At 68.4% G+C, this 15068-nt stretch carries 9 protein-coding genes; 4 read left to right on the forward strand and 5 right to left on the reverse strand.

Annotated features, from left to right (window positions below; all coding sequences use genetic code 11):
* On the forward strand, positions 1 to 348 hold a 348-nt coding region (locus Q7W02_01940; protein ID MDO8474950.1), incomplete at its 5' end, for a transposase.
* 108 nt (positions 349 to 456) lie between these two features.
* On the opposite strand, the gene Q7W02_01945 is transcribed toward Q7W02_01940, so the two are convergent.
* The 4 genes from Q7W02_01945 to Q7W02_01960 all read right to left on the reverse strand — a co-directional run bounded on the left by Q7W02_01945 (position 457) and on the right by Q7W02_01960 (position 8139).
* Positions 457 to 2097, reverse strand: coding sequence for an efflux RND transporter periplasmic adaptor subunit (locus tag Q7W02_01945; GenBank protein MDO8474951.1), 1641 nt, complete (start codon positions 2095 to 2097; stop codon positions 457 to 459).
* Between the two features lie 82 nt (positions 2098 to 2179).
* Entirely contained in the window at positions 2180 to 3655 is a 1476-nt protein-coding gene (locus Q7W02_01950) for a TolC family protein (protein ID MDO8474952.1), read from the reverse strand.
* Positions 3652 to 6828 (reverse strand): efflux RND transporter permease subunit, encoded by a 3177-nt coding sequence (locus Q7W02_01955; protein MDO8474953.1) that lies wholly within the window; start codon positions 6826 to 6828, stop codon positions 3652 to 3654. The genes Q7W02_01950 and Q7W02_01955 overlap by 4 nt, the downstream gene beginning before the upstream one ends.
* Positions 6829 to 6831: 3 nt before the next feature.
* Positions 6832 to 8139 carry an efflux RND transporter periplasmic adaptor subunit gene (locus Q7W02_01960; protein ID MDO8474954.1) on the reverse strand — a complete coding sequence of 436 codons (1308 nt, stop codon included), beginning with the start codon at positions 8137 to 8139 and terminating at the stop codon, positions 6832 to 6834.
* Positions 8140 to 8259: 120 nt separating this feature from the next.
* Between Q7W02_01960 and Q7W02_01965 the strand changes: the two genes are divergently transcribed.
* From Q7W02_01965 to Q7W02_01975, 3 genes are read left to right on the forward strand one after another with little or no spacing between them, the layout of a single operon-like run.
* Positions 8260 to 11814: a ribonucleotide reductase N-terminal alpha domain-containing protein gene (locus tag Q7W02_01965; protein ID MDO8474955.1), complete on the forward strand. Its 3555-nt coding sequence runs from the start codon at positions 8260 to 8262 to the stop codon at positions 11812 to 11814.
* A 37-nt stretch (positions 11815 to 11851) separates the two neighbouring features.
* A complete protein-coding gene (locus Q7W02_01970; protein MDO8474956.1) occupies positions 11852 to 12148 on the forward strand; it encodes a hypothetical protein in 297 nt (98 codons plus the stop codon).
* Between the two features lie 2 nt (positions 12149 to 12150).
* Positions 12151 to 13698 carry an MFS transporter gene (locus Q7W02_01975; protein ID MDO8474957.1) on the forward strand — a complete coding sequence of 516 codons (1548 nt, stop codon included), beginning with the start codon at positions 12151 to 12153 and terminating at the stop codon, positions 13696 to 13698.
* On the opposite strand, the gene Q7W02_01980 is transcribed toward Q7W02_01975, so the two are convergent.
* Positions 13695 to 15005, reverse strand: a complete 1311-nt coding sequence (locus tag Q7W02_01980) for an FAD-dependent oxidoreductase (GenBank protein MDO8474958.1) — start codon at positions 15003 to 15005, stop codon at positions 13695 to 13697. The genes Q7W02_01975 and Q7W02_01980 overlap by 4 nt on opposite strands.
* Positions 15006 to 15068 lie beyond the last annotated feature (63 nt).

A 15068-nucleotide genomic window follows, 5' to 3' on the forward strand; every position in this document is an offset into this window, starting at 1 on the left:
GTTGGCGATATCACGGCGTACACGCTGATCGCCGACCTCCCGGAGCTGGGCCACCTGGATCGCCGCAAGATCGCCGCCCTGGTCGGTGTCGCTCCGTTCAACCGAGAGAGCGGCCACTGGCGTGGCCGCCGCATGATCGCCGGGGGCCGCCCTGCGGTGCGTAGCGTGCTGTATATGGCCACTCTCACCGCGGTCCGCTTCAACCCGGCGATCGCCCATTTCTATCAGCGCTTGACCGCGGCCGGCCGGCCGAAAAAAGTTGCCCTCACCGCCGCCATGCGCAAGCTCCTCACCATCCTGAACGCGATGCTGCGAGACCAACGCCCATGGCAACCAGAATCCGCTTGACAAACAAGACAGTCGCTCCGGGGGCGAGGGGATCGAAACGGCTCCCTCTCCCTCGGAGGGGGAGAGGGTCGGGGTGAGGGTGGCGCATGTGTTCACGCATAATCCGGATCAGAGGCGCGGGCCGCCGGCCGGCCGTGGGGCGCCCGGCCGCTCGCCCGCCCCGGTGATGACATCCTGGCCGTCCTTGACCTCGCCGCCGACGATCTCGGTGAAGTTGCCGTCGGAGATACCGAGCTGGACGGTGACAGCCGCGGGCTTGCCGTCGGGGCCCAGGATCCAAACGCGCCCCGAACTGCCTGCTGCTGCCCGGCCGCCGGCCTGCTCTGCCACCTGCTGGTCGTACTTGCCGCGCTGGTCCGGGGTCAGGATGGCGCGGATCTGCTCACGGCTCTGCTCCCGGATCTTCTGGCCCTCGATGCGGCGCTCGCCCTCGGTCGGGTTGCGCGTCATGAGGGCCCGGAACTTGTCGCGGCCTTCCTGGAGGATGGGCTCGAGCTTCTTCTGCTGCTCGGGGGTGAGGCCGAGCGACTTCACGAGCCGGTCCCGGATCTGCTCGAGGGAAGGCGGCGTGCCCTGCGCCCCCGACGGCCCGGCGCCCGCGGCGGCCGGAGTCTCGGCCGCCTCACCTGGAGGCCGGTAGCGGAGCGCCGCGTTCGGCGCCTTGAGGACGCTGTCCTTCTGGTCCACGACGAGGCGGACATTGGCCGTCATGCCGGGGAGGAGCCTGCCGTCCGAATTGCGCGCCGAGACCACCACGTTGTAGGTGACGACGTTCTGGACGGTCTGGGGCGCCTTGCGCACCTGCATGACCTCGCCCGAGAACGTCCGGCCGCGGTAGGCATCCACGGTGAAAGTGGCGCGGAGCCCCACGCGGATGCGCCCGACGTCGGCCTCGTCCACGTTGGTGTCAACCTGCATGTCCGTCAGGTCCTGGGCGATCGTGAAGAGCGTCGGAGCCTGGAGGCTCGCCGCCACAGTCTGCCCGACGTCCACGGTCCGGGAGACAACCACGCCGTCGACGGGCGCCCGGATCTCCGTGTGGTCCAGGTCGACCTGCGACTGCCTGAGGGCGGCTTGCTGCTGGCCGACATTGGCCGCGGCCGTCTGGAGCAGGGCCTCGGCGACGCGCAGCTGGGCCTCAGCCGAGCGAATCATGGAGGCTTGGGCGTCCTCCTGGGCCTTGGTAGAGTCGGCCTGGGCGATGGCGGAGTCATATGCCGCCTGGGCCGAATCCTCGTCGGCCTGGGCGATGAAGCCCTTTTGTTTCAGGTCGCGCTTGCGCCCGAGGTCGCGGCGGCTGTCGAGCACCGCCACCTGTGCCTTGGCGGTCTGCGCCTTGGCCACCGCCAGGGCCGCATGGGCGTTGGCGACATCGGCCCGAGCCTTCTCGACGGCCGCCCGCTGGTTGAGCACATTGGCCTTGGCGGCCTCCAGCTGGGCCTTGACCTGGGCGACCTTGGCCTGGAAGATCTCGGGATCGATCCGGGCGACCAGCTGGTTGCGCTTGACCTGGGAATTGAAGTCGGCGAAGAGCTCCTTGATTTGGCCCGAGACCTGGGAGCCGACCTGAACGGTGACGACGGCATTGAGGGTGCCGGTCGCCGACACCGTGGCCGTGATGGGGCCGCGTTCCGTCTTCGCCGTGCGGAATTTGGGGGTGCTGCCCCGGCCCTGGGTGTAAAACCACGCCCCGCTGGCCGCCGCGGCCAGCACGACGAACACGCCGAGGATCAACCAGCGACGGCTCATAGTCATGAGACTACCGCGCGGGGCGTTTTATTCCTAGCGCCGGACCCGCCGGCCGGAAGCCTGCCAAGACATCCGCAGGCTGCTAGCGTCGGCCCATGAAGCGCTCGAGCCGGGCGATCGAGATCCTGTAGTCGGCGAGCGCCTGCGCCACGTTGGACTCGGCGGTGGTCAGGGCGAGCTGAGCATCGGTCAGCTCGATGATGTTGGCCACGCCGGCGTCGAAGCGTCCCTGGCTCAGCCGGAAGTTCTCGTCGGCGGACTCGACGGCCTTCTGGGCCGCGCCGATGGCCTCCTCCTGCTGCTGGACGGTGACGAAGGCGGCCTCGACCTGCTGCCAGATCGTGAGCTCCGTGTCGCGCACGCGCGCCTGGGCCGCGTCGCGCTGGGCCTGGGCCTGCTTGTACAGCGCGATCTTCCCGCCGCCGTCGAAGATGGTCCAGTTGAGCTGCAGCCCGTAGTTGTAGGTCTCGTTCATGTCGGAGCGGGCGGCGCCGTAGGTGCCCTGGGCCTTGACGTCCGGGAAGAAGTTGCGGAACTGCTGCTTAACCAAGAAGTCCGCCTGCTCGTACCGGGCCTTGATCTGGCGGTACTCGGGGCGCCGCGCGAAGGCCTCGTTGAGGAGGTTCTTGGGCTCGAACTCCACGTGCTCGTACGTCAGGTTGTCCTTGATCTCGGTGGGCGTGTTGATCGGGATGCCCATGAACTGGTTGATCGTCAGGCGGAAGATGTTGACGGCGTTGACGGCCTTGATGATATCCAGTTGGCCGTTGGCGACGTCCACCTCGGCGCGGGTGACAGCGGACTTGGGCTGCGTGCCCACGTCGAAGAAGCCCTTGGCGCTGCGCAGGTTCACGAGCGCGCGGTCCAGCTGCGCCTGGCGCACCTGGACAAGGCGGTTGCTCAGCGCGAGGCCGTAGTACGCCTCCTTCACGAGCCTGACCGTCTCCTCCTTCTGGATCTCAACGTCTTCGGCCGAGGACTTGGCGCCGGCGCGCGCCGCGTCCGTCGCGGCCAGCGTCTTGCCGAAGTCCCACAGCAGCTGCGTGGCCGTGACCGTGGCGCTGGTGTTGAGTGACCGCGACTGGACGGTCACGTTGCGGACCGAGCTCGGGCTTTGGTCCCACTTCCCGCCCCACTGTCCGGACAGCTGCGGCAGCTGCGGCGCGAGCTGGATGGCGATGTTCTGCAGCTGCGCCTGGTAGTCGCCGATCTTCGCGAGGATCTGCGGCTGGTTGTCCAGCGCGATCTTGACGGCGTCCTCCATCGTGAGGACCTGCTGCGCCTCCGTCGGTCTCGGGAAGGGGCGGATGCCGTCTGGAGCGGGGAGATACTCGCGCGGCAGCTGCTGGAGCGTGGTCGGCGTGAGCCCGGGTACGGCGCCGGTGCCCGGCCGCGGCGCGTCGGGGCCGGTGGGCGCGGTCAGGATGAGGGACGGAGGCTGTCCTGGCGTCGCAGGTACCGCGGGTGGCGTCGGGGCCTGTGCGTCAACCGGAGGCGCAAGCCAGACGATGCCCAGGAGGCCGAGCGCCGTGAGCAGCCCGAGAGCTGGGGCTCTCATGCGATCTCTCCCCGAAGCGCCCGGCTTGCCTCGGCGTCCTCCATCCGACGCGGGAAGCGCTCCTCGAGCATGGCGTAGAGCGTTGGGATCAAGAGCAGGGTCAGCGCGGTGGACACGGTGAGCCCGCCGATGACGGCGCGGGCGAGCGGGGCATTGGCCTCGCTGCCGGTGCCGATGCCGAGCGCCATCGGGAGCAGGCCGGCCACGGTGCAGAGGCTGGTCATGAGGATGGGGCGGAGTCGCGTCCTGCCGCCACGGATGACGGCTTCGCGGAGCCCAAGGCCGCGGCGCCTGAGCTCGTTCGTGTACTCGACCAGGAGCACGCCGTTCGAGACCACGATGCCGACCATCATGATGATGCCCATGAACGACGTGACGTTGAGCGTGGTCCGCGTGAGGAAGAGCGCCCAGATGACGCCGATCATCCCGAGCGGCACCGAGAACATGATGATGAAGGGGTCGAGCAGCGAGCGGAACTGGGACGCCATGACCATGTAGACGAGGATGATCGCGAGGAGCGAGGTGAACTTGAGGCTGCTGAAGGCCTCGCGCTGCTGCTGGATCTGGCCGCCCAGCTGGAAGGTGAAGCCCGGCGGCACGGGCATGGCCCGGAGCTTATCCTCGATGTCCTGGGCGATGGATCCCAGGTCCCGGTCCGGTCCGGGCTGCGCGTTGATCTTGATGAGCCGCTGCTGGTACTTGCGCTCGATCATGACGGGGCCGACGCCCTGCTTGATCTCGGCCACGGCGCCCAGGAGGACCGGCCGGCCCCCGTCGCCCATGACGAACAGGCGGGAGAGATCCTCCGGCGTGGAGCGGAACGGCTCGTCGAGCTGCACGACCACATTGTATTGGTTGCCGGTCCGGGGATCGGTGAAAATAGACGGGTTCAGGCTGACGTTGCTGTTGAGCGAGATCAGCGCGGCCTGGGCTATGTCGCGCTGGCTGAGCCCGGCCATGGCCGCCTTTTCCCTGTCCACCACGATGTCGAACTGCGGATAGTTCTCCTCCCGGCTGATGAAGGGGAAGGTGACTCCCGGCACGTCCTGGATGGTCCGGACGACCTGGCGGGCCGTGTCCCTGGCGTCCCGCAGGTCATATCCGAGCTGCTCGATCTCGATCGGCTGCTGCGCGCCCGAGTTGATGACCCGGCTGACGATGCCGCCGAACTGCACGGAATAGGTCGTGCCGGGGAATTGGCCGGCGAGCTTGGGTGCGATCTCGGCGAAGATTTGCGTGTCTTTTCGCTCCCTTTTATCCGGGTCGTTCAGATAGATCTGGAGCTGGGCGGCGTGGGGGCCGGTGTTCTGGGAAAAGAGCCCCGAGCGCCCGCCCGGGACGCCGATCGATGAGACGACGGTCTTGATCTCTCCCGGCTTGGCCGTCGAGCGGATGATCTGCTCCATCTTCTGGATAATGCGCTCCGTCTCCTCGACTCGGGTCCCGACCGGAGCTCTGAGCTGTATGCGGAACTGGCTCTCGTCCGAGGGCGGAAAGAACTCGGTGCCGACGAAAGGCAGCAGCACGAGGCTCGAGGCGACCATGGCCAGGATCGCCCCGATCAGGGCCGGGCGGTGGTCGAGGCTCCACTCGAGGCTCTGCTGATAGAAGGTGTCGAGCCGGTCGAGGATCTTTCCGCTCCACGCGAAGACCTTGTCGAGGCGGGCCCTGAGGCCGCGGTGCTCGGTGGTCTCGTGCTCGCTCCTGAGCCACTGGAGACAGAGGAGTGGTGTGACCGTCCGCGAGACCAGGAAGGAGGCGAAGAGCGAGAAGGAGATGGTGAAGGTCAGTGGAATGAAGAGGAGCCGCGCCTGGCCCTCGAGGAAGACCGTGGGCAGGAAGACGACGATGGTCGTGATGGTGGACACGAAGATCGGCATCGCCACCTCGCGCGCGGCGTCGAGCACGGCCTTGCGCCGAGGCGTGCCCGGCATGTCGAGGTGACGGTTGATGTTTTCGAGCTCCACGATGGAGTCGTCCACGAGGCGGCCGACGGCGAGCGCGAGCCCGCCGAGGGTGAAGATGTTGAGAGTCTGGCCGAGGAAGTACATCGCGATCATGGTGAGCAGGAGCGACAGCGGGATGGCGATCGAGATGATGATGGTCGAGACGAAGGAGCGCAGGAAGACCAGGATCACGAGGAAGGCCAGGATGGAGCCGACGGTCGCCTCGTGCCAGAGGCTCTGGATCGACTGCCGGATGTAGGTCGACTGGTCAAAGCTCAGGTTGATGTTGACGCCCGGGGGAACGCCGAAGAGCTTCGGCAGGGTCGCCTTGACGGCATCCACGACCTCGACCGTGTTGGCGCCCGGCTGCTTGTTGATTCGCAGGTACACGGACCGCTCGCCGTTGACGCGTACAATGGAGACCTGCGTTTCCGCCGAGTCCTCGACACGCCCCACGTCGCGGAGCCGGATCGGCGTCGTACCGGTTCGGCGGACGATGATGTCCTCCATGGGCTGGACCACGGAGAACTGGTTGTTGGTGAAGACGTTGTAGTCGAAGCTGCCGACCTTGACGTCACCCGAAGGCAGGAGGAAGTTGGCGTCGTTGACCGCCTTCGTGACCTCGTTGACCGAGAGACCTTTCGAGTAGAGTCGGTCGCGGTCGAGATTGATGGTGATCTGCCGGATCTTCCCGCCATCCACGTTCGCCGAGGCCACGCCCGGCAGGCGCTCGAATTGAGGCTCGATCGTGTTGTAGGCCAGGTCATACAGGGCGCGCTCGTCGAGGCCTCCGCCCGAGACCGTCACGACGCAGACCGGGATGTTCGACAGGTCCGACTTGACGATGAAGGGCTGTTGGACACCGGGGGGCAGGGTGTTGATGATCTGATTGATCCGCTGGACCACCTCGGTCAAGGCCGCGTCGATGTCGGTGCCCCACCCGAACTGCACGATCACGAGCGAGAAGCCCTGGCGCGAGCGCGACTCGACGTGCTTGACGTTGGCGACGGCCGAGACCGCCTTCTCGAGGGGGTAGGTGACGCTGCGCTCGATGTCCTGGGCGCTGGCGCCCTTGTAGACGGTGCCGATCTGGATCTGCGGGAAGTTGATGTTGGGGAAGAGATCGATGGGCATCCGGTTCAGGGATGTCGCGCCGAGGAGCACGATGGCCAAGGACGCCATCAGCACGGCGATGGCATTCCGCATGGCCGCGAGGGTCAGCCACATGGGCTACTGGCCGCCGCTCGCGGGGACAGTGCGGACCTTCTGGCCCTGGCGCACCAAGTCCTTGCCCTGGAGAATGACCTGGTCCCCGGCAGCCAGGCCCCTGACGACCTCGACGCCCCGCGCGTCGGCGGCGCCGAGCTCGACCGCCACGGGCTCAACGACGTTGTTCCGGACAACCATCACCGACGGCTTGCCGTCGCCCACGCGCAGCGCCTCCATGGGCACCGTCAACACGCCCGTGCGCGTGTCGACCACGGCCTCGACGCGCGCGAACATGCCGGGGTTGAGCTTGGTGCCGGGATTCGGGATGTCCACCTCGATCCCCATGGTGCGCGAGCGAGGGTCGAGGTTGTGGACGACGCGCGCGATGGAGCCGGCGAAAACCTCACCCTTGTACGGGTCGGCTGTCACGCGCACGTCCGCGCCGACCTTGACGCGGGCGATGTCACGCTCGGGCACCTCGATCTGGACCTTCACGCTCGAGATGTCCTGGACGAGCAGGATGCCGACCGAGGTATTTGTCGTGCCCGAGGACTGCGCGCTCACGGCCGCGCCGGGGTCGAGGTTGCGCTGGGCGATGTATCCGGCGAAGGGGGCGGAGAGCCGCGTGTTGCCGAGATTCGCCTGGGCGAGTGAGAGCGCCGCTCGGAAGGTCTCGACCTGCGCCTGGGCCAGACGCACCTGGCTCTCCTGAGTGATGATCTGCACCTCCGCGAGGCGCAGCTGCGCCCCCGCTGCGTCCGTCGAGGCGCGCGAGGAGTCGGCGTTGGTGCGGGCATTGTCCCAGTCCACCGCGGAGACCATGCCCTTCTCGAAGAGCGTCCGCATCCTGTCGGCCTGGCGGGCGTCGTTTGCGGCGACGGCGCGCGCGCGGGCCAGCATCGCGCGCTGGTTCTCGAGATTGGCCTTGTGCCCCTCGAGGGTGGACCGTGCGACCTCGAGACCCGCCTGGGAGGACAGGTGCGCCGCCCGGGCCTGCTCGGCCGAGGCCCGGAGCTCCTGGTCGTCGATCTCGACCAGCAGCTGGCCTTCCTTGACGAAGTCGCCCCTCTCCACATAGATCTTCCGGATGTAGCCCGACACCTTGGAGAAGATCGCCGCCTGCTTGGCCGCGAGGATGTCCGCCGTGAAGGAGAGCTTGACCTCGATGTCGCGCCGCTGGGGGGAGACGACCCCGACGACGGGGTCCGGCCGGTTGCGGGTGACGGCGCCGGCCGTCCGAGCGCGGGTCCAGTACCAGACGGCGCCGCCGACGCCGACGAGGAGGAGGCACAGGACGACGCCGACACGGTAGCGCCTCAGCAGGTCCATTGGGGCTCGGCTGACGGATTGGACGGGGTCATTGGCTCTCGCGGTGCCCCCATTCTATGGATGCGAGGCAAAGAGTCAAGCTTGTGATTCTCCTGTGTTAAGCTGGCTTCCATGGCGGTCATGGCGAGACCTTCCAAGTCCGGCCGGTGGTCGGAACCCGCCCTGCGCGTCCTCCGGGAGCGTTACCTCGCCCGCTACGACGGGCAGGTGGCCGAGACACCGGAGGAGATGTGCTGGCGGGTGGCCGCCGCCATCGCGCGGGCGGAGGAGCGATTCGGCCGGAGCGCGGCCGCCGTCGGAGAGGTCGCCGCCGCCTTCTACGACATGATGGTCGAGGGGCAGTTCCTGCCCAACTCGCCGACGCTCATGAACGCGGGCAGGGACAACCAGCTCCAGTACTCCGCCTGCTACGTGCTCCCGATCGGCGACTCCATGGGCGAGATCTTCGATTCGGTCAAGGCCGCCGCGATCATCCATAAGTCTGGAGGCGGGACCGGGTTCGCGTTCTCGCGCCTCAGGCCCAAGAACGACCTCGTCCGCTCCACGGGCGGCCGGGCTTCGGGCCCGGTCTCCTTCCTGCGCGTCTTCAACGCGGCCACCGAGGCGGTGAAGCAGGGCGGCACCCGGCGCGGCGCCAACATGGGCGTGCTGCGCGTGGACCACCCGGACATCCTCGAGTTTATCGAGTGTAAGCTCGACGGCGGCATCACGAACTTCAACATCTCGGTCGCGATCACCGACGCGTTCATGGCGGCGCTCGAGGCGGGCCTGGACTACGACCTCGTCAACCCGCGGACTGGGCTCTGCGTCGGGAGGCTCTCGACGCGCGAGGTCTTCGACCGCATCGTCCACGCCGCGTGGCGGACGGGAGACCCGGGGCTCGTCTTCATCGACCGTATCAACGCGAGCCCGGCGAACCCCACGCCGGAGGCGGGGCAGATCGAGGCGACCAACCCATGCATCAGCGGCGATGCGCTCGTGGCGACGGACCGCGGGCTTATGCGCATGGATGAGCTGGTCGCCCGCTACCGCGAGGGTGGTGTGGCGGTCATGGTGGACGGCCGGCTTCTCCCGGAGCGGCTTATGCTCTGGGAGGGCACTCACGACGTGCCCCTGACCTCCTATGGTGACGGATGCCTCCCAATCAGTCGGGCGTTTCCCTCCGGGGAGCGAGCGACGGTGCGGATCCGTACGCATTCGGGCTTTGAGCTCGTCTGTACGCCGGACCATCGGCTCATGACGGATCGAGGCTGGGTGGAGGCGGGCTCGCTGGCGATCGGCGAGGACCGGGTCTGGATTCAGAGTGATCCAGGGGTCTTCGCGTCCAACGACCGACTCCCGTTCGACACCTCCCGCGAATTCAAGGGCCGAAACGGCCGCGTGTACCGCCACAACCTGCCGACCGCGTGGAGTCGCGACCTCGGCCTCGTGCTCGGGTGGCTTGTCGGTGACGGCTGGCTCAGGGCAGGGGATCGCAACTGCCGGGTCGGCTTCAGCTTCGGCGCCGGTGACGTGGAGATACGAGACCGAATCCAGGAGGTTGTGGACGGCTGGTATGGTCACCCGACGCGCGCTGTCGAGCGCGCGCGGGGCGTGTGGCATGTCTCATACCACGGCAAGTTCTTCGTCGACTTCTTCCGCGGCTTGGGGGTCCTGCCTGTCCGCGCGGCTTCGAGCGCCGTGCCCGCCTCGCTGCTCGGGGCGCCGCGCGAGGCCGTCATTGGATTTCTCCAGGGGCTCTTCACGGCGGACGGGACGTTCCGCGACAATCCACAGACCAACAGCTCGTGGATCGCGCTGACGTCGAAGAGCCGTGAGCTGCTCCGTGGCGTTCAGATCCTCCTCCTGAACCTCGGCATCAGGAGCCGTATCTTCGATCGGTCGCGTCCGCCCCGCGAAGGGCTCTTCTCCTACACTTCATCTCGCGGAGAAGTTCGTTCGTATGGCTCGGACGGCGTGCTGTACGAGCTCGGCATCTTCGGGAAGTCCCGGGAGGCCTTTCGCCAGAGTGTAGGTTTCATTGGACGCAAGCAGGAGCGCCTGGGCGCGGTCCGCTATCGCGGTTTCTACATGCAGCGGTTCTCCGACCCGGTCGTCGCGATCGATTCTGCCGGGGTCCGACCGGTCTATGACCTCACGGAACCCCAGAGCCATTCCTTCGTCGCCAACGGCCTCGTGCTCCATCAATGCGGCGAGCAGCCTCTTTTGCCGAACGAGGCGTGCAACCTGGGCTCGCTCAATGTCGCCCGGTTCGCGCGCCAGCGGGACGGGCGGTGGGCAGTCGATTGGGAAGAGATGGAGCGTGTCGTTCGTCTCGCGGTGCGCTTTCTCGACGACGTCATCGAGGTCAACCCCTATCCGTTGCCGGAGATCGACCTTACGGTCAAAGCCAACCGGCGCATCGGCCTCGGCATCATGGGATGGGCCGATCTCCTCTTCGCGCTCGAGATTCCCTACGACAGCCAGGAGGCCCTCGACCTGGCGGGGCGGCTCATGGCCTTCGTCGAGGACAAGGGGCACGACCAGTCGGCGCGGCTTGCCGAGGAGCGGGGGCCGTTCCCGAACTGGTCCCGGTCCATCTACCGCGACGGCCGGCCGCTCCGGAACTCGACGGTGACGACGATCGCGCCGACCGGCACGATCTCCATGATCGCCGGCTGCTCGTCCGGTATCGAGCCGGTTTTCGCGCTGGCCTTCGAGCACCGGGTCAAGGGCGTTGACGGCGAGCGCGTGCTGCCGTTCGTGAGCCAGAGCTTCGAGCGGCTGGGGCGGGAGCGCGGCTTCCTCTCGGACGCGCTCATGAGCGAGGTGGCCCGTCGCGGCTCGCTCCACGGCATCCCGGGCGTGCCCGAGGAGGCGCGCGCGGTGTTCAAAACGGCGCACGAGATCCATTGGAGCTGGCACGTGCGCCACCAAGCGGCCTTCCAGAAGCACACCGACAACGGCGTGTCGAAGACCATCAACCTGCCTGCCGAGGCGCCCAACTCCGACGTCGCGGAGGCGTACCTCCTCGCGTGGCGGGAAGGTTGCCTGGGCATCACGGTTTTCCGCGACGGGTGTAAGGGGGGCGGACAGGTGCTCAACGTGGGGGTCGGCAGCGAGGGCGCGGCGCTTCAGGACGCCGGCGGCGCGCTCGGCGACCGGCTGGGCGACCGGGTGGGCGACCGGCTGGGCGACCGGGTGGTCAAGCCGCGGCCCCACAGTCTCTCGGGTGCCACGCACCGCATGGAGACTCCGATCGGCACGGCCTTCATCACAGTGAACGAGACGCCGGGCGGCGATCCCTTCGAAGTGTTCGTCCAGGTCGGCAAGGCCGGCTCGGACACCATGGCCGTGGCCGAGGCGCTCGGCCGGCTGATCTCGCTGGTGCTCCGGCTGCCGTCGCCGCTCTCGGCCCAACGGCGCCTCGAGGAGGTCGTCAGCCAGCTCTCGCGGATCGGCGGCGGCCAGCCCACCGGGTTCGGCGCCGCCAAGATCCTGTCCCTGCCGGATGCGCTCGCGCGAACGCTGGGCGAGCACATCGGATTAGGACGCCCCCAGGAGCCGGAAGCGGACGCGGCGGCGCCGGCGGGACAGCGCCGGGTGGGGGACCTCTGCAAGGAGTGCGGGCAGGCGACCTTGGTGTACGAAGAAGGCTGCAAGAAGTGCCTGTCCTGCGGCTTCAATGAATGTTAGTCGGGGAATGTTAGTCGGGGAATGTTAGAGGGCGTCCATGTTCAGCGGCGGTGACTACGACGAGGTCGCGAGGTGGCTCGAGAACTTCGCCATCTCCCACGCCAAGCGGGAGGATCTCCGCGCGGAGTGCGCGCTGGACACTGAAAGTCCCCGCGAAGGGACGAGCTACGGCCTGCGCGTGAAGGTCGGCGATCACCTCTCCTCCGAGATCGCGCTCGGATTCGACGACGTGGCGGCCGGGCGCGGTAGCATGGCCTGGTGCCGGTCTCTGGCCGACCGCGTGCGCGGCCTCGTCAGCGAGGCTACGCGTGATAGTTCGCTAAGACCCGCCTAGCGGTGCCGTCCCGGCGCCGCTCCCCGCGCTGGCTCGCTCCCGGGGACTGGAACGCGTTCTTCGGGCTGGCGCTCGACAACACGACCCAGCTCGTCATCCTGTCGAGCCTGCTCATCGGGGTGTTCAAGTTTCCCGCCGACCTCGTCCTTGGGCGCATGGTTCCCGGCACGGCCGCCGGCGTGCTGGTCGGTGACCTGGTCTACACCGCGCTCGCCATCCGTCTCATGCGGCGCACCGGACGCGACGACGTCACGGCGATGCCCTTCGGGATCGACACGCCCTCGCTCTTCGGCATCGTCTTCGGCGTGCTGGGTCCCGTGATGCTGCTGACCGGCGACCCGGTACTCGCCTGGAAAGTCGGCATGGGCGTGACCGTGGCGATGGGCGCGCTCAAGCTCGTCCTCGCCTTCGCGGGCGACCGGGTGCGCAGGCTCGTGCCGCGCGCGGCCCTCCTGGGATCGATCGCCGGGGTCGCCATCCTGCTCGTCGCCTTCCTGCCCGCGCTCAAGGTCTTCGCCGATCCGCTCGTCGGGGTGACCTCGCTGACCATCGTCCTCGTCGCGCTGGTGGGACGTGTGAGACTGCCGGGCGGCGTGCCCGGCGCCTTCGCGGCGGTCGCGGCGGGCGCGGCGGTGTTCTGGCTGCGGGCGGCGTGGGGCGCCGGGCCCGCCTCGCTCGCGGCGCCCCCTGCGGCGCTCGCCCCGGCCATCCCGTGGCCGACGCTGTCGTGGGTGCCCGCCTTCGGCGCCGCGCTGCCGTACCTGCCGCTCGCCGCGCCCTTCGCGATCGCCACCGTGATCGGGGGCATCGACAACACCGAGTCCGCCATCGCTGCGGGCGACGAGTACCACGCGCGGGACATCCTCCTGACGGAGGCGGTGGCGACGGCGGTGGCGGGGCTCTGCGGCGGCGTGATCCAGAACACGCCCTACATCGGGCATCCGGCGTACAAAGCCATGGGCGCGCGCGCCGGCTACACGCTGGCGACCGCGCTGGTCATCGGCGTGGGCGGGGCGGTGGGCGCGGTCTCGGTCCTCGTGAGCGTGCTGCCGGAGGCTGCCGTCGCGCCCATCCTGATCTTCGTCGGTCTCGAGATCACGGCGCAGGCCTTCGTCGCCTCACCGGCTCGCCATGCCGCCGCCGTCGCAGTGTCTTTCATCCCCGCTGTCGCGGCCCTCGTGCTGATCGAGGTAACGAGCTTCCTGGCGTCGGTGGGCCGGAGCCCGGGCGATTTGCCAAGCGAGGGCAAGGCGGCCTTCCAGCATCTCCTCGTCCTCGGCAACGGCTTCATCGTGACGGCGCTCTTGTGGGGGTGGGCGCTGGCGTCCATCATCGACGGCCGCCTCGGGCGCGCGGCAGCCGTGTTCGCCGCCTGCGCTGCCGCTACGCTCTTCGGGCTCATACACTCGCCACTGCCGAGCGGCGCGCTCTTCCGGCCGTGGTCGGCGGGAGGCAGCGGGGCGCTGGCGCTGGCAACGGCTTACGGCGTCGGCGCGGGGCTCCTGCTGGCGCTGGCCCACGCCCAGAGCCGGACGCGCGAGGGGCGCTAGCGGCGGAGCAGGGCGAGCATCTCGTCGTCGCTCTTGAACTTGAGCTCTTCGACGCTGGCTAGGGCGGCGCGGGCGCGCTCCTCGGTTTCAATCCGCTGGACGTCCGCGTAGGTCACCGGCGAGGCCCCGGCCTTCTGGAGCGCGGCGCTGACCGCGTCCAGCACGCGCAGGGCTTCGGCAGCGGGCCGCTTGGGCCGGGCCTGGAGCCAGGCGAGGACGTGCTTGATGCCCGTCTCGGCGTCGAGCTTGGCTCGGCCGACGACGCCGTCGCTGGCCCGCCGGGCCCATCCGACAACGAAGGTCCCCGCGAGCGGCTGCCCTTGCTCGGGATCCCAGACCTGGTACGCCGCGGCAGGATCGTGTTCGGCGCCGGGGGCGGTGACGTAGAGGCCTTCCTTGTACGGCAGCCCGAACCGTTCGTCCACCCGGTCGCCGACGGCGAAGACCACCGTGTCGCAGGGGATGCGTGAGACTTCACCGGTGCCGACGGCGTTGATGCGCTCGCCCTTGCGCTCGAGCCGCGTCTCCTCGACCTCGAGAGCAACGACGCGACCGCCCTCGGCGATGACGCGCTTCGGTGAGGCGAGAAAGCGAAACCGGAGCCGCGCCCTCGTTGGCTCGGTGGGCTCGGGTTTGACCGCAAGGGCCTTCAGGAGGTCGTCAGGATTCTGGCCCACAGCTTCGAGGCGCGGGCGGATGCGCTCGATTTCCCGGCGGTAGAGTGGGCGGTCGAAGGCGTCTTCGATATCTTCGAACTCCTTGTCCTCGTACGCCTTCTCGAAGGGGCCGCGCCGCGCGATCGCCACGATCTCGTCACAGTCGCAGTAGTGCGCGCAGTAGTTCGCGACGTCGACCATCACGTTGCCGACGCCGACGATGGCCACCCGGCGCCCCATGGGGAACTCCCGCTCGGCGAAGGGCGGGAGCCGGTTGAAGTGGTAGACGAGGTCCTTGGCGTGATACACGCCCGGGAGCCGCTCGCCCTCGACGCCGAGGTACTTGGTGCCCTGGGCGCCGATGGCGAAGACCAGCGCGTCGAAGCCCAGGCCCTGCAGCTGGGTGACGGTGAGCGGCCCGTCGGGTCCGACGGGCACATGGCCCAGGTACGTGACGCGCGGGTCGGAAAGGAACTTCTGAAACTGGCGCCTGAGCCCGCCCTTCATCTTGTACTTGTCGAGGAAGATGCCATACTCGGCCAGCCCGCCGGGCTTGATGTCGCGGTTGAGGAGCAGGACGCGGCAGCCCGCGGCGGCCAGGGCCCGGGTCGCGAAGAGCCCCGCGGGGCCGGCGCCCACGACAGCGACCACGTGTCCCGGCTCGTCCGCCATGGTGCCGGAAGATAGCACAGGGCCCGATCGGCTGTGAATGAG

It is taken from the genome of Candidatus Rokuibacteriota bacterium, from assembly GCA_030647435.1.
Taxonomy (GTDB): Bacteria; Methylomirabilota; Methylomirabilia; order Rokubacteriales; family CSP1-6; genus AR37.

Bases quoted from the DNA above. Each gene is read 5' to 3' on its own strand.
- Q7W02_01950 (MDO8474952.1), bottom strand. From the start codon at position 3,655: ATGAGAGCCCCAGCTCTCGGGCTGCTCACGGCGCTCGGCCTCCTGGGC.
- Q7W02_01965 (MDO8474955.1), top strand. From the start codon at position 8,260: ATGGCGAGACCTTCCAAGTCCGGCCGGTGGTCGGAACCCGCCCTGCGC.
- Q7W02_01945 (MDO8474951.1), bottom strand. From the start codon at position 2,097: ATGAGCCGTCGCTGGTTGATCCTCGGCGTGTTCGTCGTGCTGGCCGCG.
- Q7W02_01960 (MDO8474954.1), bottom strand. From the start codon at position 8,139: ATGGACCTGCTGAGGCGCTACCGTGTCGGCGTCGTCCTGTGCCTCCTC.
- Q7W02_01970 (MDO8474956.1), top strand. From the start codon at position 11,852: ATGTTCAGCGGCGGTGACTACGACGAGGTCGCGAGGTGGCTCGAGAAC.
- Q7W02_01955 (MDO8474953.1), bottom strand. From the start codon at position 6,828: ATGTGGCTGACCCTCGCGGCCATGCGGAATGCCATCGCCGTGCTGATG.